This is a genomic window from Olivibacter sp. 47 (assembly GCF_030372825.1).
GTDB classification, from domain to species: domain Bacteria; phylum Bacteroidota; class Bacteroidia; order Sphingobacteriales; family Sphingobacteriaceae; genus Olivibacter; species Olivibacter oleidegradans.
In genome coordinates, this window is record NZ_JAUCNR010000001.1 from 2,218,503 (window position 1) to 2,238,703 (window position 20,201).

Consider the following 20,201-nt stretch of genomic DNA (forward strand, 5'->3'; position numbering starts at 1 on the left):
TTACTGTATTTATTCACCCTTGGATAACTCATTGCCAGGTGTTTTATTTGCTATAATAAAATCTTCGCTGTCTACTAAATAAGCACCGTGTTTGGCAATTTGCCAAGACGCGATATGCGTGAGTATCTGCACCTTTTCCTCCGTACGAACTCCCACTTCTACCGGGACAGGAAGGAATGTGTTTGCTTCTTGTTTAAAAATAATACTTTTGTTTCCCAAGGATACTACGGCCGTTTTAGGCAGCCAATAACCATGGTTTTCCGTAACGGCAATGGTTCCCGTCAGAAGTTGACCTACTGGGAATTTGCTGTTTTTTAAGTAAATTCTTGCCACAGTAAAATTTTCGCCATTATTGAAAGTTGGCTGGATAAGACCAATAGTCGCTTGATATAATAGATCAGGGTTGTCTATACTTTTGAATAATATTTTTTTGCCTTTATTAACTTTGAGCGCCCAAAAAGGCGGAATAGCAAATTCAGCTAGCAGTTCATTGTTTTTATAAATGGTAAAAATAGCTTGTCCGGCGGTGACATATTGCCCTTCGCGCATCAGTAAGGAATTCGATGCCTGCTGCTGACCTGTATTGGTAGGAGCGCTGGGAGTAGGAGTGGATCCCATATTGGCCATGGCGCTTTCCTCCTTCGTTACAGAAGTCAGACTGCCCGCATTCGTAATGGGCACCGTTCCATTTTTTTCGACAATATAACCGCTGGCAGGACTGTAAATCGGCACGCGATAGGCTACCTGTTTGCTTTTAATGAGCTGCTGTATCTGCCCAAAAGTCATTCCTAGATATTGAAGCTTTTGAATAGCAGAAGATTGTAGTTTCTGCTCTTCCGATTTCTGCAATAACAAAAGCTCCCGTTGCGCGGCTACCAGTTCAGGAGAATATATTTCAAAGAGTAGCTGCCCTTTTTTAACTGGCTGAAAGTTATATTTCACATATATATGTTCCAGCCGACCAGCTACCCGGCTGCTGACAGCAGTATTATTTTTGCTATCATAGTTCACCCGCCCTGTTATGTGTACCGGGAAAACTTTCATGCCCGCTTCTGCTTCCACGGTTGCTGCATGGGTCACTATTGCTTGATTAGTAGGCCTTGTCAGCTCACGGATACCCGAGTCTATTTGTGAATGGCCATGCGAAGCTGCGTGACCTGTTTCTCGTTGTGCTGACGAACAACCTAAAGTAAGCAGAAACAGGCCCAAACTGTATAAGTTAATTAAAGAGTTCCTTTTCATAGTTTGCAATCATTAAATACAGCTTTAGTTGCTCATCTAACAGGGTGTTTTTCATCATGTTCAGTGCTTCCCAGTCTGCCAGTACTACCGGAAGACCTTGTTTGTTTTCGCGATAGGACTGAAAGTTAGCTTCCATGGATCGTTCAAGTGCCGGGATTATCTTTTTCGCAATTCGATCAATTCGTTCCTTCATTGTTTTGATCTCTGCCTGCATGCCATATAACATCCCTTGGCTCTCCAACAACATGCTTTTTCGCTCTGCTTGCATCGCGTCAAGTTCAAATTGCATAGCCTTCGTTTCGTTCTTATACATTTTACTGCTCCAAGGTGCAATCGGTATGCTTATCATTCCCATTACACTATATGCGTTGGGCATCATTTTTCCTAAAGGGCTCATGTGATCAAAACGGATTTTGAAATCAGGTTTTCTTTCTTGTTTCATCGCATCAATCCCATACCGCATGGTTTGCATATCGGCATTCATCTTTTGTATGTCCTGTCGACGTGTCGCTAGTAGTAAGGTGTCGAGGAGTGCTACAGGCTCAAAAGTGGGAGTCGAGTTGGTATCAATTTTGAATTTGATATCTCCTGGAACGTTCATCAAGCTATTAAGCCAAGCCCTAGAACGTGCAATTTCTGCTTCTTGCATGCGCAACATATTCCGGTTCTCTTCCAGTTGCGCATCCGTTTTAAATACATTGCCCAATTGCGATTGGTTATATTCATAGCGTATCGCTTCCAGTTGTTTCATGCTTTGAATGATCTTCTCGTTATCGTTGAGCAACTGTATGCGTTTTTCGGCAATTAGCCACGTATAGTAGAGGCTTTTTGCTTGCGCTCTCAAATCGTTGAGATTGACTGCCCGTTTGGCTGTCTCTGAAGCGCCTTGTGAGGCAATATATCTACTATTTGCCTTTTGCTTGCTTGGATTAGGGATCTCCTGTTCAATGTTAAACATAATCGAACCTTTGTCACTATCTTCCATGATTTGCTGCCCGGGATAAGGTGTCATAAAGGTTCCTGCGCCTACCATAGGTGCCATCCATCCAGTTGATGCCTTGGCACGATAGGAAAAGCCCTTACTTCTTAAGTTGTAAGCTCTCAGTTTGATGTTCTGTTGCTCGATACGTGTTAAAATAGTGTCTAAAGACAATATTTCAGCTTGTGCCGTTTGCCCACGAGTTGTATTAATGAGAAAGCAAATTATCATACTTAACAGTATGGCTCGCTTTTGGTATGTCGATATTTTAATGCTTCGCATCATAAATTTCCAATTTTCCATATTTGCGTAACTCGTATTCTTTGGTCATTAAAAATATGAGTGGTGTAACCAATAAAATATGTGTCGAAGAGGTAAGTACGCCGCCAATCATTGGTAGTACAATCGGTCGCATGACGTCAGTGCCCACTCCTGTTGCCCACAACACGGGTAAAAGTCCGAAAAGCGAAACGCATACTGTCATGATTTTCGGACGAAGTCGTTTTGCTGCACCCTGTATGACATATGTTCTTAAGTCCTTGTTTGTGATAGTATCACGGCTATTGCCTTTTTCTTTTACCAATTGTTGCATAGCATCATTGAGATAAATGACCATCACAATTCCCGTTTCTACAGCAATACCAAATAAAGCAATAAACCCCACAGCTACGGCCACAGAAAGATGAACTCCCCAAAAATAAATCATATAGGCGCCACCTATGAGGGCAAAAGGTATAGTTATTAGACTTAGAAAAGCCTCTCTTAAAGAGTGAAAAGCGAAATACAGAGCGAAAAAGATAATAATGAGTACAATTGGTGCAATCCATAATAATGTTTGCTGTCCGCGTATCAAGTTCTCGTATTGTCCGCTCCATTCCAAAAAGTATCCCGTTGGCAGGATACCTCGGGAAGCATTTAGTTTTTCAACAGCTTCTTTAACCGTGCTTCCTAAGTCGCGGTCGCGTACATTAAACATAACAGCTCCACGAAGTAAAGCATTATCAGAAGTAATCATCGGAGGGCCATTTTCGAAATGAAGATTGGCCACCGAACCTAACGGTACGTTGCCGAAAGAACTACTTTGCAAAGGTACTCTATTAAGTTGGGCTAAACTATTTCGATAATCTTGCGCCAATCGAATATTGATACTGAATCGCCTTCTCCCTTCGATGGTTTGGCCAATAGTTGCCCCGCCGATCACACTTTCTATCGTTTGATTTACATCGTCAACAGTAAGTCCGTAACGAGCTAAGGCATCACGTTTGATGTCAATGGTGAGGTATTTGCCGCCCGTCACCGGTTCCACATATAGATCCTGAATGCCCGAAGTGCCTTCCAGTGCGGCTTTAACTCGCTCGGAAACCGCTGCAATGGTGTCTAGGTTTTGTCCGAAAACTTTGATGCCGACATCCGTGCGGATCCCGGTGGACAGCATATTGATGCGGTTGATGATAGGTTGAGTCCAACCATTTACTACGCCGGGAATTTGCAATTTCTTGTCCAGTTCCTGAATTAGTCGATCTTTTGTCATCCCTTCGCGCCATTGGTCCTTTGGCTTTAGCATGATAATCGTTTCAATCATACTTATAGGTGCATTGTCCGTTGCTGTATTAGCCCTCCCTGCCTTACCGAGTACTTTGTCAACTTCGGGGATGCTTTTTATTATTTTATCTTGCACTTGGAGGAGACGTTTTGCTTCGCTGTTGCTGACATCGGGAAGTGTAACCGGCATGAAAAGAATACTCTGCTCGTCGAGCGGGGGCATAAACTCGGTACCTAATTTCTTCAAAAGAGGAATGGTAATTAGCAATGCTATCATATTAATGGCCAAGGTGGTCTTACGCCAAGTGAGTACTTTTTCTATGATCGGCTCGTATATTTTCTCCAGAAACCGGTTGACAGGGTTTGCCTGGTCGGGTTTGAACTTTCCCTTCATAAAGAAGGAAATCAAAACTGGCGCTAACGTGATAACCAATAAAGCATCTACCAACATGATGAAGGTTTTGGTGAAAGCTAAAGGATGGAAGAGTTTGCCTTCTTGCCCCGTAAGCATAAAGATGGGCAGGAATGAGGTAATGATGATGATAGTTGCAAAGAACACACCTCGACTGACTTGCTTGCTGCTTTTAGCGATAATTTCAATGCGTTTCTGCTCCGATATCCATTGCGGCGTACGTTTAAATAAATTTTTTATCCAGCTCATGTTATTATCTTTTCTTGTTTTTCGTAGCGTATTCCTCTGCGAGGTGTTTGTAAGCATTTTCACTCATAATGATCCCATTGTCGACTATGACACCGATGGCTAAGGCAATGCCTGTCAAAGACATGATGTTAGAGGAGATATCGAAAGCATTCAACAGGATAAAGCTGATAGCTATAGTAATGGGGATTTGAATGATAATACTCAACGCACTTCGCCAATGAAATAAAAAGAGTATGACAACCAGTGAAACAACTGCCATCTCTTCAATAAGTGTATGCTTGATTGAATCTACCGATTCCTGAATTAATTCGCCACGATCATATATAATATCAAATTTTACACCCTCGGGTAACCCCTTAGCTACCTCTTTCATTTTTTCTTTTACACGTTCGGTCACAACAGCCGCGTTTTCACCATAGCGCATCACTACAATACCACCTACGCGCTCACCCTCTCCATCTTGATCAAATATGCCCAAACGCGCTTCGCCGGTCATTTGTACGACACCGACGTCTGATAAGTAAATGGCGTTACCTTGCTGGTTACCTATAGGTATACGTTCAATATCTTTTACAGACTGAAGGTATCCGTTGGTCTTGATTATATAACCGACGTCACTCATTTCAAATTTTCGTCCCCCGCTTTCGTTATTATTTGCCCTGATCGCATTAATCACTTGAGCAGCAGAGAGCTTATAATACAGAAGCTTATTAGGGTCGATTGTTACTTGATACTGCTTTTGAAATCCTCCGAAAGATGCAATTTCACTTACACCGGGAACATTCTGCAAGGCAAATTTTACATACCAATCCTGAATTGCACGTTGTTCCCCTAAGTCGATATTGGGGGCCTCTAAGGTGTACCAAAGCACATGTCCCACCCCCGTACCATCTGGGCCTAAACCGGGCGTAACACCGTCAGGAAGGGTATTGCCTACTGTGCTGAGCCGCTCCAGTACTCGCTCGCGTGCCCAATATATATCCACGTCGTCTTCAAAAATGACATAGATAAAACTCATGCCGAACATCGAACTTCCTCGAACGTATTTGATTTGTGGTAAGCCTTGAAGGTTAGTCACTAACGGATAGGTAATTTGATCCTCGATCAATTGAGGTGAGCGCCCCATCCATTCGGTGAACACTATTACTTGATTTTCAGACAAATCAGGGATGGCATCGATGGGGTTCTTCTTTACGGCAAAAACACCCCAAACAAATAGACCCAAGCTTAGAATTAATACAATAAAACGGTTGCGTAACGACCAGTCGATAATGCGATGGACCATGGCAATATAGTTATGAATTATAAATGATGAGTTATAAGGGAAAAATAGCCGTTTGCAGAACTAATGCCAACAGCTTATCGAATGGAAGGTTTAAATTAGGTATGTGCAATTCAGCCTATACAGCCTCGTATAAGCCTTATTGGGTGGGGCATGGCTAACGGGATGTCCTGTGATTACATTGATCACAGGTTTGTGCATCGAGACGTCATAAGCAGGCGCTGGTACAATCGCTTGAAAAAGTTTAAATTGTTTATAAACAACTTGAGAAGCTTGGTGTTTTTTCTCGAGTTTAACCTGCTTGTGTTCTTCTTTGCAGCAGTTTTTCTCGGAAGCTTGTTTGCTTTTATTCATGCCGCAAACACCGCATTTGCTCATATCCTTTTTCCATAAAGAAGTTTCCACATAACGATCCATGCAATAATGGCTGTATGTGCTGAAACCTGTAGCAATGCCGAGGTACACAAAGGTTAATATGAAAGCAAATAACTTTTTCACTTCTGCAAAGCTAAGAAAAAAAATATTGGATGTTTTATATTACGAAAGAATGGATTTATATAATTTTTTAAAACGCTTGGATACGAAGGCTGGAAACAGCGTACTTAAAATGATCTATTGCTTAGGCAACCAGTTCTTGTAAAAGAGTAATTGTGTGCTTTTTTGCTTTGTTTAAAGTATATTGCTGTCTATATTTACCTTTTTAAAAGCTTTTCGTATGATAAAATTAGGACTCCCTTTCTTTTTTATTGTTTTTTTTCTGTTCAATAGCGTTTTTGCGCAGCAGCATGAGGACTCGCTTTATATTCGGGCGCATTATACTAAAATTGAGCGTTATATTCCTATGAGAGATGGCGTGAAGCTGTTCACATCAATCTATATTCCAAAAGACACAACCAAAAAGTACCCTTTTTTGATTAATCGTACACCCTATACAGTTGCGCCTTATGGGGAAGATAATTACAAAAATACCTTAGGGCCAGATCCCTTGTTTATTAAAGAGGGTTTTATATTTGTTTATCAAGATGTAAGGGGAAAATGGATGAGCGAAGGCGTTTATGAGGATATCCGACCGCATATCAAAGAAAAGAAACAAAAGCATCAAATAGATGAAAGCAGTGATACCTTTGATACGATCGACTGGCTATTGAAGAATATTGACCATAACAACGGGAAAGCCGGCCTCTATGGAATTTCTTATCCTGGTTTTTATTCAACTGCGGCCTTACCTGGTGCACATCCGGCATTGAAGGCCGTTTCTCCACAAGCACCGGTAACCGATTGGTTTAGGGGAGACGATTTTCATCATAACGGCGCGTTGTTTCTGGCAGACGCCTTTAATTTCTACAGTAGTTTTGGTGTTCCAAGACCAAAACCGGTTACACCGGCGAATGCTCCACAGCGAGTTAAATTTAATATGAATGATAACTACGGTTTTTTTATGCAAATAGGTGCTCTGAAACATGTTAAAGAGCGTTATTTTGGAGATAGCATTCGATTCTGGAATGATCTTATGGAACATGGAACGCTGGATACATTTTGGCAAGCACGCGAGATTGTTAACCACTTAGACAATATCAAGCCAGCGGTTATGGTTGTAGGCGGTTTTTTTGATGCGGAGGATACATATGGTGCCCTTCATACCTATAAAGCGATCGAAAAACGCAGTCCGAAGGCAAATAACCGGCTCGTCATGGGGCCTTGGTTTCATGGAGGTTGGGTGCGGTCCAAAGGTGACTTTTTCGGCGATATCCATTTTGGACAGGAAACTAGTACTTGGTACCAAAAGAATTTGGAATTACCCTTTTTACTTATTATTTGAAGGGAGTAGGTTCGTTTGATGCAGCAGAAGCAACTGTTTTTGTGACAGGAACTAATAAATGGAAACATTTTAATACTTGGCCTCCGAAAGAAAGTACCGATAGAGAACTTTATCTGCAATCTAACGGTAAATTAAGTTTCCATAAACCAACAGAGCAGCATAGTTTTGACGAGTATGTAAGTGATCCCAATGCTCCGGTTCCTTATCAGGACGGAGTTAACCAATCAAGGAGTAGAGAATACATGATCGACGACCAGCGTTTTGCTTCCAAAAGGCCTGATGTCATGGTTTATCAAAGCGATATTTTGACCGAAGACATCACGTTGGTAGGCCCTTTAATGGCGAAATTAAAAGTCTCTACCTCCGGAACCGATGCAGATTACGTGGTGAAATTAATCGATGTTTATCCGGATGATACGCCAAATCCGGAACCTAATCCGAAAGGAACCTTACTAGGTGGTTATCAAATGCTAGTTAGGGGCGAAGTTCTGAGAGGAAAATTCCGTAATAGTTTTGAAAAGCCCGAACCTTTTATACCGGGAGCGGTTACGGCGGTCAACTATACGCTGCCTGATGTGGCACATACATTTAAAAAAGGGCATCGTATCATGATCCAAATCCAAAACTCGTGGTTTCCTTTGGTCGATCGTAATCCGCAGAAATTTATAGATATTTATAAAGAGGCAGAGAACAAGGATTTTCAGAAAGCCACTCATCGGATTTATCATGACGAAAAGCATCCTTCCAGTATTACAGTCGGTGTATTATAAGAAAAAGAGGGTCTCCTACCATTTGCTTGAAACAAATATAGGAGACACCTACTTCAGTTTTTATTCTGTAAGCTGTTTTGCGAAATTCTTATTTCTGTTTCGGCTATCAAATTGCTCTGCTAAATCGCTAGCCTGTTGATAGTAATACTGAAGCAAGTCGTTCACTAAATAATGTTGTTTTTCGTTGTATAGAGGATGCTCAACAGGAAGCTCGATGGGAGCGGTTTGGTCGGAGGAGAGTTGTTTTAAGCCTTCTGTCATATACTTTGCAAAAAAGAAAGTACGGTTTCTGTCGCTTTCTAAACTCCATGGTAGATATTTTTCTACATATTGCCATGCCAGCGATTCATCTACATGGAACAGGTAGGTAATAAGTTGGCCGGTAGGTCGTACTAAACTGGTATCGCTGATTGATACTAAAGATTCTTCCGCCAATTTAAATTGTTCCAAGGCAATCTCTTTTGCACCGTATTTTATGCCGTAATAAGCCAAACTGCAATGGGTGACAAGTGGCACATGTGCGCAGGAATACTGCTTTGCCAATAGAGGTTGCGCCTTATCGTAAGCTGCCCTAAAATCGCCTACATTTAACAGTGCTAACACTTCGGTATCCATTTCACAGGCTTGACAATCACTTAAGTTATCCCGCGGGACGCTATTTACTAAATCGAGGTAGTAACGTGTTCGCTCTACATCCTTCTGGTCTAAAGCTTCGTGCAATTGTTTAGTATAATATGCTCTCAACCCGTAACCTTCTGCTTCTATACGTCTTTTGAAATCAGCAAGTATTTGCTCTGTTTGTTCGAGACTGACGTCGGGGTTAGAATACACTTCGTCAATAATCCATTTATATTTCCAAAGGAGTTCTTCTGCATCGAATAAATCCGGATTATGATCATAAGCATCTAACAGCCATGTAAAAGTGGGAATAAAGTGTTGCCGATCAGCTAGTCCCCATTCTGCATCTAACAAGTCGATTCTCAGTTCGAAAGCCCATTCCACGTCGTCGTTTTGATCGGCTAAACGGATTGCCTGTAAATAATGTTTAATCCGATCTTTGGAATGTGGAGGGAGTTCCTCCGCTAAATTTAGTAACTTTTGTATCTGTAACGTGTAACGCATTTCTGTCAATTAAATGTTTATAAAATTATCAATCCCCATAATCAGCATATTATGAAGTCCTTCATTGAAAAGATTCATTTCTTTATCACTTACCGGATATTTGCCTAAAAGAAGTGATTGGACATATAAAATATGAACAATCGAATTAACTACATACGAATCTTTAATCGGAAACACAGCCTGAATCAAGCTATTGTCGGCATTGAAACATAATTGTGGTTTTGTTTCATTCGTCCGTGTAAATGCTCCTAATGTGGCTGCCAGGGGATTGTTTGCAGATGCTTTGATATGGCTGCTTTTTCCTGTATGGTTCACATTCGAGGCGATGTAGATTGCCGGAATATCGGTTGGTTGAAAACGTTTAACGGTGACTTCACAATTTAGCGTCTCTAGAATTTTCCGCGCTTTTTCGGTGAAGTTCATATAGGCGTTTGCTGACACCTCGTCCAAATCCCGGAAACTCTTCAACAAATGAACAGGAGAGATCTCTTCAATGGACAAAGCGCTGTCCAATCGTTGCATTTTTTTTAATAATTCTTCTTCAAATGTATAAGCCGCGTTGAGGACCATCAATCCCTGCGACTCGGCAATTCGTCTTAATTGCTTAAAATCGTCAATATTGGCTGTGTAGTAAATGTTTTTCTGGTAGGTTCTAATGCTTTTAAAACTTCTTATCCCTTTGCTGGTTTCAAAAGGTAAATCATCCATGAATGCTTTCAGTAAATCAACGTCCTCTGCCGCAATCGCTTTTAAGTGAAGGTAATGCGTGCTGATCAGCTTATGATAGATAGCAGGATCAACCACCCCGATCGTTTTTAGATAGGATTTAATACCTTCTGCAATTTCCTTCTGTGTCGCCTTCAGTTCGCCGTTCACCATAAGAGACTCTCGTGATGCAGTGGCACTTAATCCATCGGTATTAATAATACAGCGGATGAAGAATGCCCATTTCGGAAGCAGTCTACAGTCATCCTCGCTCAAAAACATACGTTTTAGGTATAATTTGTGTTGCTGCTTACCGCTGAATTGTGTTTTGTATGGCAGCACGTAAGCGACGGCCTTTAATTTTCCACTTGGAGCATCTATGCGAAAGGCATCGATAAAATTAGTATGAAAAGTGCTTTTACCCAACTCAAGTAGCTCGTCTTTCGTGTAATCATCGTTTAACCACTTTCCTGTATGCTCATTAATTAAAATAGCCTCATGGCCATTCCTAAGTGTAATCGGTATGGGGAGTAGATCTCCATAAAAACGAAGATTCTTTTCAAAGGCCGAAGTTGTAAATAGATGTGCCCATTCTTTTTTTGCCTGTAGAATGATACGCGTACCAATCGGTCGTTCTTCTGTAATCCTTTCCAATTGATAGGTTCCATCGGCTTTGCCTGTCCATCGAAGCACTTTGTCTGCCAACGCTGACCGCGTCTCTAATATAATTTCGTTGCTGACAACAAAGCAGGACAACAGACCTATACCGAATTTACCGATAAAATCATTCGCTTCAAATGCTTCTCGCTTGGAGCTTTCACCGATAACTGCAATGAATTTATGGATTTCATCCTCTTTCAGACCAATGCCATTATCTTCAAATATTGCTTCATTGCGCTTTTCGTTCAGGTGAACCTGTATACTGCCAATATGTTGTTCGTCCAAAGTTTTGATCGCCGTAATGGCGTCTACACCATTCTGTAAAAGTTCGCGAACAAAGGTATTAGGGTTGCTATATAGGTGTTCAGACAATAGGGAAATCATTCCCTTTAAATTCACTTGGAATAAATATGATTGTTGTTTATCCTTCATTTGACATCATCTTCTATTACCACCCACAATTTTGATGGCGCGTTCATGTCCCTTTTCTGCTGCTTGCTCAAACCAATACATCGCATTATCTTCATTTTCTTCTAGGCCGTCACCCATCAAGTAGCAATTACCTAATTCATATTGTGCAGCAGCATACTGCTGCTCTGCTGCTTTTTGTAACCATTCAATACCTTCTTCCTTATTCATGGCTACACCTTTCCCTTTCAGCAAAAGCTTTCCTAATAGATATTGAGAAGGAACATTACCCTGTTGTGCCGCATTAAAAAACCATTTGTATGCTTCTTCCGGTTGTTCACTTACTCCATTACCATTTAAGTAACAATTTCCCAATCGGTACATGGCACCAATGACGTTCTTGTTCGCTGCCATCTCGTAATACTTGAAAGCTTCGCTCATACTATAATCGATGCCTATACCGTACTCATAACAAACGCCTAATCCTTCTGCTATTACATCCTGTTCGGAAGCTTTTTCATAGAATGCAAAAGCTCTATCCGCTTCATTTAGATTATCATAATCCCATAAATAATAATCTCCGAGTTCTACATAGGCATATGGATAACCCGCATCTGCCGCTTTGTTAAGCCACATAATTGCTTGTTCAGAATTGATAGGAACCTGTTCGCCCAAGCTGCCATGCATATAATATACCCCCACTTTATATTGCGCGAAAGCGTAGCCTTGTTCGGCAGCTTTTATCATAAGGTTTAAGACCTTCTCAGCATCGAAATTTACACCATATTCATATTCGTAACAAAGCGCTAATTCTACCAACCCACGGGGATAACCGGCATCGGCTGCCTGTTGATAATAATACAGTGCTTGATCGGGGTTTTCTTCTACGCCGAGACCATAACGATAGCAGCGACCGGTTTCATAAATGCAATTGACTTCCTGAAGCTCAGCCCCCTTTTGAAACCAATAGAAGGCTTGTTCGGGAGCTTTTTCTCCATCATTATAGCCATTTTGTAGATATTGGCCGTAACAGTACATCGCGTAAGCACTATTCCCTTCGGCTGCTTTGCCAAATAGTTCAAAAGCTTTTTTATAATCTTGAGCTAAGGTACCATCTTCATACATGAACGCCAATTCTGTTATTGAAAAGGGGATGTTTTGCTCGACTCCCTTTTCAAAGTAAGCCTTTGCTTTTTCTATATTTATTTCTCCGGCTATACCATAACGATACATGCGTCCCGCGTTACTATAACCGTATGGATGGTCTTTTTCGACGGCCTTTTCATACATATCTAAAGCTGTTATAGCGTCTTTTTCACCGTCCGGGCCGGCACCGATTTCATAAAGATAGCCTAATCGTACGTAAGCATAAGGAGCATCTTTTTCTTTAGCGGCTTTTTGAAAAAGCTCAAAGGCCATTTTTTCATCCCGCTCAATTATTCGACCTTCTGTATAAATCTCTGCTTTCTCAATAAGTGCATCTAGCGACCCTCCTTCTATGGCTTCTTCTAGCAGACGAAAGCCAATAGCCTTCTCTTCCCAACCTTCAACATAAAGCCTGATAAGAGCTAAACGGTAAGCAGCGTAAGCATTGTTGTACAAATATCCAAGAGAAAACCAACGAACGGTTTCAGTATAGGCTTCTTGGGTATAAACTTCCGGAAAGGTGTTGACGCCAAGATAATTCATCGCTTCTATAGAACCTAGGCTGGCTGCTTCTTTCCAGAGCTTCATGGATGCTTCTTTATGCGTATTGTCTAGCATGTGTTTTATAAAGGCGACTCTAGTTAGTGAAAACGCAGAATAATCGCTCTTATATGATTGTTCAAAAACCGATAGCGCTTCTTCCGGCTTCCCAATCGCCTCTAAGTAACTACCTTCTAAAATCAATGCATTCTTTTTTATCTTTTTGTCACTGCTGCTTTTTAATTGCTCAATAACAGCAGGCAGAAATTCAAACTGCTTCTCGTTCAGTTGGATATAGGCTTGATAAAGTACACTCCAGTCACCACTATCTTCACGGAAGAGCTGACTGGCTCTTTCTTTGTCTTTTTCTGTATTGATTCCATAGTAATAAAAATAAGCTGCAACCGCTTTGGCCACGGGAACATTTGTTTCAATAGCTAAGTTGAGATAATAATGGAATTTAGCATTGTTACGATACATACGACGGGTCTCATTGTATTGGAAAGCAATTTGCGCATAAACCTCTGTATGATGGATAGCGAGTGCACTTAAAATCGCCAATATCTTATCCCAATAAAATGCGTAGTCCATCTCGTCTAACTCATATGAGGCTTTAAAGTCCAAACCTTCTGAAAAGAGCTCTTCATATAAGTCAACGACTTCCTGTTTTTGTTGGGGTAAATTATGGACAGCTATTTCCAAGGTGGCCAGTCCTTCAAACCAGGTTTTTTGATGGTGTAGTGACGAACGATCATAAACTTTTGGATTGAGCGAGTTTTGGCTGATGTTATTTAGAATAGTTGAATATTGCTGTTCTAATGTCATATTATGAATGAAATTAATTTAAATAGGTGTTGCGAATATGCTAATAATTAGCGTAAGGAAACTGGATTTATTGTTTATTTTGACTTAAAAAAAGCAAAAATCCCTGATTTCAGGGGTGCTATTAATTTGGGTCGTTATTACTTATCATTAGTGTCAAAACACGGGTGTCCAGTATCAAAACAATTGTCTAAGTAGCAACGTAATACTTCAAATCTATAACTTAAAACTTAATGCTAATAAATAGCCTAGATCTTGCTTGCAGAAACAGGGGCCCATTGACGCCGGTTGTTGATAACAAACAGTAGATTAAATTTTTTTAATTTAGAGGGTGATATATTGATTTTTTTATACACATCCCAATAAAAACGAAGAATATGGAAATATCAGAGGCGTGTGAAGAGCACGTAATTTTTTCAAAGGATTTGTTTACAACATTCTACCGTGAGACTTTTCCCTCGGTTGCTAAGTACATCAGTAAAAAAGGTGGAACATTGGAGCAGGCAAAAGATATATTTCAGGATGCGCTCGTAATATACTATGAGCAAATCGTATGTAATAGACACCTTATCAAAACTACCGCTCCAGCCTATATTTTCGGTGTTGTTAAACATCTTTGGAACCATCAATATAAGCTTGGACTTAACCATGAACCACTATCGGCTGATGTAGAAATGATGGATGAAGATACAAATAGACAAATGTCTGATGAACGTTTGCTGGCCTTGCTGACAAAAGTCGGAAACCGTTGTCTAAATTTGCTAAAAACTTTCTACTATGATAAAATCTCCATGGGAAAATTAGCCAAACAATTTGGCTTTAGCAGCGAACGTTCGGCAACTGTCCAGAAATTCAAATGTCTGGAAAAAGTTAGGGCTTTCATTAAAGAAAAATCGCTACACTATGAAGACTTCCTTGAATAATGTGTATTTACTCGATGCTTATTCACATAATGAGCTGGATACAGAAGCACGGTTGCTGTTGGACGCGCGACTAATAATAGATTCAGCGCTAAAAGATGATTTCTTTTGGCAAGAGAAAACGTATAAGCTTATAAAAAAATATGGGCAACAGGAATTGCGTAAACAACTAAAAAACGGTAGAGCACGATTTTTTTCATAATCCTAAACATAAAACCTTAATTCAGCAGATTAAACGCTATTTCCAATAGGTTGATAGGGGTTGGCCGGATTAAAAAACAGGAGAGAAAGAATTAGCCCATATGGAGGACGTTCTGCCGATTGCTAATTACACAACTAAAGACTAATAACAGATAAAATATGGATTTTAGAAAATTTGCTGTATCCCACTACGGGATGAGTGGGAATACCTTTGACCAATATGAAAGGTGGTTTAACCGGAATGTCTATGCTTCCATGACACCGTATATAACGGAGGAACGGCAGCTGAATGTAGCACAGATGGATGTATTTTCCAGGTTAATGATTGACCGTATTATCTTTTTAGGTGAAGCCGTAGATGATCGAGTGGCTAACATTATTCAGGCCCAATTGCTTTTTCTGCAATCAACCGACCCTCATAAAGATATTCAGCTGTATATCAACTGCCCGGGAGGTTCTGTCTATGCGGGGCTAGGGATTTACGATACCATGCAGTATATAACTCCGGATGTCGCTACAATCTGTACAGGTATAGCCCTTTCGTTTGGCGCTGTTCTTTTATGTGCCGGAACTGATAAAAAGAGGGCGGCGTTGAAGCATGCTCGGGTAATGATTCACCAACCTTCGGGAGGTATGCAAGGAACGGCAGCTGATTTGGAAATTAATGCACGCGAAATACTCAAACTTCAAAAAGAGCTTTATCAAATTATTGCCGACCATAGTGGCCAGTCTTATGAATGGGTACATACCTCTTCAAATCGCGACTATTGGATGACGGCGGAAGAGGCCAAAGGATATGGAATGATTGATGAAGTGTTAGGAAAGGTGATGTCTTGATACAGAAGCTAATGTTTATGAGCAAGCTTGCCTGGCCATCGGAAGGAGTACGCAAATAAAAAATCCTGCTAGCGGTTAACCTAGCAGGATCTCAGTTTAATATATATGGTTTAATATATATTCTATTGAACTCGACCGCTTTGACGGTCTTTCTTTCGACCTATGGCATAACCACCGGCCCCGCCGATAGCAGCGCCAATTGCCGCGCCTCGTAGGCGTTTATCCTTATCTATTAGCGCTCCCATAACGGCTCCTGCTCCTGCGCCAATTGCAGTCCCTTTGGCGGCGTCACTCCACCCTTTCTTTTGGGTACTGGCTGCCACAGGAGCCGTATTTGATTCACTAGCTTCGTAATACTGGCTCCCCTGTTCCGGCTCGCTATAACTTGTATTCCTCGCTGCCTGGGTCTCCATCTCTTGTGCTTGCAATTTCTCTTGCTCTAGTTGTTCTTTTTCAGCGATTTCTGCTCTTCGAAAGCTGTCCAATGCCAAACTGTCTTTCACTTGTTTAAGAGCCGCCGCTTTCGCTAAGGCTTCTTCCTTCGCACTATTATTGTTACATGCTGTAAAGCCGATACTGGCCATTAAGCATAAAGCGATGATCTTATTCATAATACTTTATTTGTTCAGTGTTTCTTATAACATGAATAGCATAGAAAAAATTATGCCAAAACTTTATGTAAGCATAATAATTTACGCTAAATAACATTAAATCAATAGTATATCTTATTAGGATAATGAAGGTGTTTATACGGTTTGTATAGTTTAACAAGCAAATCTTGAGGTACTTGTTTTCCAATTTAATTTTATACCTTTACCCCTCACTAAACCCGAATTGTTTTGACACTGGAAGCTTTTAAAGATACATTGATTTTGGATTATCCACCAAAAGAGCTTTCTGTTCACCTTCAAGCATTATGGTACGATGCAAAAGGAGAATGGAACTTAGCTCATGGTTTAATTGACCATCTGAATGACGCCAACTCCGCCCACGTACATGCTTATCTCCATCGAAAAGAGGGAGACTTATGGAACGCTGCGTATTGGTACAATCGTGCGAAACAAGTAATGCCCCAAAAAAGCTTAGATGAGGAATGGGAAGATCTTTTTTATCGATTGAGTTAACAGTTGACCTTACTTAATTGCACCATAGGCGGCAAAGCATAAGTTTTTGTGAAGAACCTCAACATGGCGAAATCCCACTTTTTTCAAGAGATCAAGTTGAAAATTGAGAGAACGGGGACTGTCTTCTTTTTCAATATAGTCGAGTACGTTATCCCTATAGTTTTCACCGCCCATATTAACCAAGTGATTACCAAAACGTTCATTGTATATAAGTTGTTGAATGGCGGTTGTTTCCTGAACAACAAGATCCGAAATCCACAAGCTACCACCTGGTTTCAATAGTTGATATAACTTTGTAAATACCTTTTCCCAATCTTTATCGTCACGTAATGATGGAGTACAGCGGCAGCCATTATTGTACAATAATGGTTCTCTTCTAGTGCAACAGTGCGGACATCACCCTGAACGAGCGTTGTATTTCCTGTGTTAATTGCTGTAACACGCGCATATGCTCGGTCTAGCATCGGACGACTTAAATCCAACAAAGTGCAATCGAGAGGCGTCTTTTTAGATAAAAGCTTTAAGGTGTAGTTTCCGGCACCACAACCAATATCTAAAACTGTTTTTAAATTGGGAGAATGGGCGATTATGCTATCAACAATAAGCTCCATGCTAAAGGTAGCGTCAATGGTAGTGGCTTGACCAGTCTCTAAATTGGAAAAGCGTTCAACGTCTTGGTCGAAACGTGCTTTGATTTCTTGTACCGTGGATTTGCCTGAGAAGTTATTCATATAATGTTGTTTAGTAAGGCAAATCTATCAATCTGTTTTATGCTTTAAAAATACTATTTTTTATAATTATTGATACCTTTGAGGTATTATGGAGCTAAGGCATCTTGTATACTTTAAAACAGTCGCTGAACTTTTACATTTCAGTAAAGCAGCGGAACGTTTACACATTTCTCAACCACCGCTAACGAGGCAAATAAAAGAACTAGAGACAGAATTGGGTGTGCTACTGTTTCATCGAAATAATAAACGAGTTACCTTAACTGAAGCGGGACGTTACTTTTTAAATGAATGTGGAGAACTTATGCAGCGGCTTGAGCGAAGTAAGCAGCTGGTGAAACAAATACACGAATCGGTAAGCGGCGAGTTTCAGATCGGTTATATCAGTTCAACCCCATTAAGCGGCCTTGCTAAAATACTGCAACAATTACGAGTCGAATATCCATTGTTAAAAACGCGTCTATACGAACTTTCTACGGCAAAACAGATAAAAGCGCTAGAAGAAGGGAAGCTGGACGTCGGAATTCTTCGTGCACCCATTGACTCCATTCATCTAGCGGTAAAATCATTGTGGCAAGATCCCTTTGTACTTGTATGTGCTGATGATCATTTTGGTACACAAACGGAAGATTTAGCAAAGATTGATTTCATCTCTTATAATAGTCGTTATGCTCCGCACTATCATCAACAGTTTGTAGCTTGTTGCCACCGGATGGGCTTCGAACCGCAAGTCGTTCATGAATGTAATAATATGCACTCCATGCTGAGACTGGTGGAGCATGGACTTGGTATCGCTTTAGTTCCCGCGTCCATTAGAGGTCAGTACCCTTTTCTTCATGTAAAGTTTATTGAGTTAAAAGGTATCGCTGTGTATACAGAAATTGTTATGGCTTATCATCGCCGAACGGAACACCCCGCGTTGGAGAGCTTTAAAGAGTGCAGTAAGTTTTTAGCGGTCACTTAGCTGTTTATGAAGTTGTTGGACGAGAAACGTGGTAACGGTAGCACTAACAAGTCATTGAATGACTCGGTAAATGTTAACGGTGACTTTCCTGTCTTAACGAATCCCAGCGGCATGAGGGTTTGCTTTATAGCGGAATTTATAATATGTTTACGGCTGCTAAGCGATATAGAACAAAGGCAGAATCGGTTCGAAGCCGATTTACGGTTGAATAGAAGCGTAATATTCAGCAAATGTGTGGATCGAAATAATTTATAAATTCTATCATATACAATGGAAAGAAGAAGTTTTATCAAAAGTACCATGGCCCTTGGTGCTGGTTACTACTTAAGTAATAACTTTGCTTTTGCGCAGTCCGAGAATTTTCCGGAGGTAAGGGTGGCAGAAAATATGCGTAATTTTACCAGTGAAGCTGTTGAAAAGGTGATAAAAACTTTTCAGAATAAAGTGAAAAACAAGGAGCTTGCTTGGCTTTTCGGAAACTGTTTTCCTAACACCTTGGATACCACAGTGTTTTTTCAGTCGATCGACGGAATACCTGATACATACGTTATAACCGGGGATATCGACGCAATGTGGCTTAGGGATAGCAGTGCCCAAGTATGGCCATATTTAGCACTGGTGGAAGATGATAAACCATTGGCTGATCTTATCGCCGGCGTGATCAACAGACAAAGTCACTACATTTTAAAAGATCCATACGCTAATGCGTTTTACGACGATCCCGAAAAAGTTGGCGAGTGGGCAAAGGATAAAACTGATATGAAGCCAGGGGTACATGAACGCAAGTGGGAAATCGATTCGCTTTGCTATCCCATTCGTTTAGCGTATCACTACTGGAAAGCTACAAAAGACACCAAACCGTTTAATGATACGTGGAAACAGGCTATACAGAATATTCTAAAAACCTTTAAAGAACAACAACGAAAAGACGGAACAAGTCCTTATCATTTTGAAAGGGTAACAGGCCGTGCTACAGACACCCTACCTATGGACGGCTATGGATATCCGGTAAATCCTGTTGGACTAATCTGTTCATCGTTTCGTCCGAGTGACGATGCAACTGTACTTTCCTTTTTAATCCCGTCTAATTTCTTCGCTGTGGTCTCTTTGCGTCAGGCGGCAGAGATGTTAAAGGCGATTCATAACGATAACATTTTAGCCAAAGAGCTGACAACGCTTGCACAGGAAGTAGAAGACGCTTTAGCTAAACATGCAACTACGAAGCATCCAAAATATGGCGAAATATTCGTGTTTGAAACAGATGGTTACGGAGGACATTTATTAATGGATGATTCTAATATTCCGAGCCTTTTGTCCTTACCTTATTTGGGTGCGGTGAAAGCGGATGACCCACGTTATGTGAATACGCGTAAGTTTATTCTGTCTTCTGATAACCCTTTCTTTTATAAAGGAAGTGCAGGAGAAGGAGTGGGGGGACCACACATCGGTAAAGATATGATCTGGCCAATGAGTATTGTGATGCGTGCGTTGACGAGCTCTGATGACAAAGAGATTAAAGCCTGCATCCAAACACTACAAAAGTGCCATGGAGGCACTGGTTTCATGCACGAGTCGTACCACAAAGATGACCCGAAAAAATTCACCCGCTCGTGGTTCGCTTGGACAAACACTTTGTTTGGCGAATTGTTATGGGAAACCTTTGAGCGTAAAAAAAGCTTGTTGAGCTAAGGTTCAACTCTCTTTTTTTGTTGTAACTAAAATGTTTTAG

The 20,201-nt window shown here is 40.8% G+C and carries 17 protein-coding genes and 1 pseudogene; 7 read left to right on the forward strand and 11 right to left on the reverse strand.

Features of this window, described 5'->3' with window-relative positions; all coding sequences use genetic code 11:
- Nucleotides 1-9: 9 nt before the first annotated feature.
- From QT327_RS09540 to QT327_RS09560, 5 genes are all read right to left on the reverse strand, one after another.
- On the reverse strand, nucleotides 10-1,242 hold the full coding sequence (locus QT327_RS09540; protein ID WP_013666071.1) for an efflux RND transporter periplasmic adaptor subunit: 1,233 nt from the start codon (nucleotides 1,240-1,242) through the stop codon (nucleotides 10-12).
- On the reverse strand, nucleotides 1,220-2,452 hold the full coding sequence (locus tag QT327_RS09545) for a TolC family protein (RefSeq protein ID WP_289552694.1): 1,233 nt from the start codon (nucleotides 2,450-2,452) through the stop codon (nucleotides 1,220-1,222). The genes QT327_RS09540 and QT327_RS09545 overlap by 23 nt, the downstream gene beginning before the upstream one ends.
- A 37-nt stretch (nucleotides 2,453-2,489) precedes the next feature.
- Nucleotides 2,490-4,424, reverse strand: coding sequence for an efflux RND transporter permease subunit (locus QT327_RS09550; protein ID WP_289552695.1), 1,935 nt, complete (start codon nucleotides 4,422-4,424; stop codon nucleotides 2,490-2,492).
- Between the two features lie 4 nt (nucleotides 4,425-4,428).
- A complete protein-coding gene (locus QT327_RS09555; protein WP_289552696.1) occupies nucleotides 4,429-5,709 on the reverse strand; it encodes an efflux RND transporter permease subunit in 1,281 nt (426 codons plus the stop codon).
- A gap of 90 nt (nucleotides 5,710-5,799) precedes the next feature.
- The gene (locus QT327_RS09560; protein ID WP_013666075.1) at nucleotides 5,800-6,204 is read right to left on the reverse strand and encodes an HYC_CC_PP family protein; all 405 of its coding nucleotides are present in this window, start codon (nucleotides 6,202-6,204) and stop codon (nucleotides 5,800-5,802) included.
- 217 nt (nucleotides 6,205-6,421) lie between these two features.
- On the opposite strand from QT327_RS09560, the pseudogene QT327_RS09565 reads away from it, so the two are divergent.
- Nucleotides 6,422-8,295: pseudogene (locus tag QT327_RS09565) on the forward strand (CocE/NonD family hydrolase).
- 60 nt (nucleotides 8,296-8,355) lie between these two features.
- On the opposite strand, the gene QT327_RS09570 reads toward QT327_RS09565, so the two are convergent.
- Genes QT327_RS09570 through QT327_RS09580 form a run of 3 tightly spaced genes read right to left on the reverse strand, consistent with a single transcriptional unit; the run spans nucleotide 8,356 to nucleotide 13,701 of the window.
- A complete protein-coding gene (locus QT327_RS09570; RefSeq protein WP_130857617.1) occupies nucleotides 8,356-9,417 on the reverse strand; it encodes a hypothetical protein in 1,062 nt (353 codons plus the stop codon).
- Nucleotides 9,418-9,426: 9 nt separating this feature from the next.
- Nucleotides 9,427-11,214, reverse strand: coding sequence for an HSP90 family protein (locus QT327_RS09575; protein ID WP_289552697.1), 1,788 nt, complete (start codon nucleotides 11,212-11,214; stop codon nucleotides 9,427-9,429).
- Nucleotides 11,215-11,220: 6 nt separating this feature from the next.
- Nucleotides 11,221-13,701 (reverse strand): SEL1-like repeat protein, encoded by a 2,481-nt coding sequence (locus tag QT327_RS09580; protein ID WP_130857615.1) that lies wholly within the window; start codon nucleotides 13,699-13,701, stop codon nucleotides 11,221-11,223.
- A gap of 374 nt (nucleotides 13,702-14,075) precedes the next feature.
- Between QT327_RS09580 and QT327_RS09585 the strand changes: the two genes are divergently transcribed.
- The 3 genes from QT327_RS09585 to QT327_RS09595 all read left to right on the forward strand — a co-directional run bounded on the left by QT327_RS09585 (nucleotide 14,076) and on the right by QT327_RS09595 (nucleotide 15,656).
- Nucleotides 14,076-14,621 carry an RNA polymerase sigma factor gene (locus tag QT327_RS09585; RefSeq protein WP_013666080.1) on the forward strand — a complete coding sequence of 182 codons (546 nt, stop codon included), beginning with the start codon at nucleotides 14,076-14,078 and terminating at the stop codon, nucleotides 14,619-14,621.
- Complete coding sequence (locus QT327_RS09590; protein ID WP_289552699.1) at nucleotides 14,602-14,820, forward strand: hypothetical protein; 219 nt, start codon at nucleotides 14,602-14,604, stop codon at nucleotides 14,818-14,820. Before QT327_RS09585 ends, QT327_RS09590 begins: the two co-directional genes overlap by 20 nt.
- A 158-nt stretch (nucleotides 14,821-14,978) precedes the next feature.
- Nucleotides 14,979-15,656 carry an ATP-dependent Clp protease proteolytic subunit gene (locus tag QT327_RS09595; RefSeq protein WP_013666082.1) on the forward strand — a complete coding sequence of 226 codons (678 nt, stop codon included), beginning with the start codon at nucleotides 14,979-14,981 and terminating at the stop codon, nucleotides 15,654-15,656.
- A gap of 122 nt (nucleotides 15,657-15,778) precedes the next feature.
- Here QT327_RS09595 and QT327_RS09600 read toward each other — a convergent pair whose 3' ends face one another.
- Nucleotides 15,779-16,267 carry a YMGG-like glycine zipper-containing protein gene (locus QT327_RS09600; protein ID WP_013666083.1) on the reverse strand — a complete coding sequence of 163 codons (489 nt, stop codon included), beginning with the start codon at nucleotides 16,265-16,267 and terminating at the stop codon, nucleotides 15,779-15,781.
- 228 nt (nucleotides 16,268-16,495) lie between these two features.
- Here QT327_RS09600 and QT327_RS09605 point away from each other — a divergent pair, with 228 nt between their 5' ends.
- The gene (locus QT327_RS09605; RefSeq protein WP_289552702.1) at nucleotides 16,496-16,780 is read left to right on the forward strand and encodes a hypothetical protein; all 285 of its coding nucleotides are present in this window, start codon (nucleotides 16,496-16,498) and stop codon (nucleotides 16,778-16,780) included.
- Nucleotides 16,781-16,789: 9 nt separating this feature from the next.
- Here the strand turns inward: QT327_RS09605 and QT327_RS09610 are convergent, their stop codons facing one another.
- Nucleotides 16,790-17,059, reverse strand: coding sequence for a hypothetical protein (locus QT327_RS09610; RefSeq protein WP_289552703.1), 270 nt, complete (start codon nucleotides 17,057-17,059; stop codon nucleotides 16,790-16,792).
- Nucleotides 17,056-17,511 (reverse strand): class I SAM-dependent methyltransferase, encoded by a 456-nt coding sequence (locus QT327_RS09615; RefSeq protein ID WP_289552704.1) that lies wholly within the window; start codon nucleotides 17,509-17,511, stop codon nucleotides 17,056-17,058. Before QT327_RS09615 ends, QT327_RS09610 begins: the two co-directional genes overlap by 4 nt.
- A gap of 88 nt (nucleotides 17,512-17,599) precedes the next feature.
- On the opposite strand from QT327_RS09615, the gene QT327_RS09620 reads away from it, so the two are divergent.
- Both QT327_RS09620 and QT327_RS09625 read left to right on the forward strand, forming a co-directional pair.
- Complete coding sequence (locus QT327_RS09620; RefSeq protein ID WP_013666086.1) at nucleotides 17,600-18,472, forward strand: LysR family transcriptional regulator; 873 nt, start codon at nucleotides 17,600-17,602, stop codon at nucleotides 18,470-18,472.
- A 270-nt stretch (nucleotides 18,473-18,742) separates the two neighbouring features.
- Nucleotides 18,743-20,161, forward strand: coding sequence for a glycoside hydrolase family 125 protein (locus tag QT327_RS09625; protein ID WP_149105536.1), 1,419 nt, complete (start codon nucleotides 18,743-18,745; stop codon nucleotides 20,159-20,161).
- The last annotated feature ends 40 nt before the right edge of the window (nucleotides 20,162-20,201 follow it).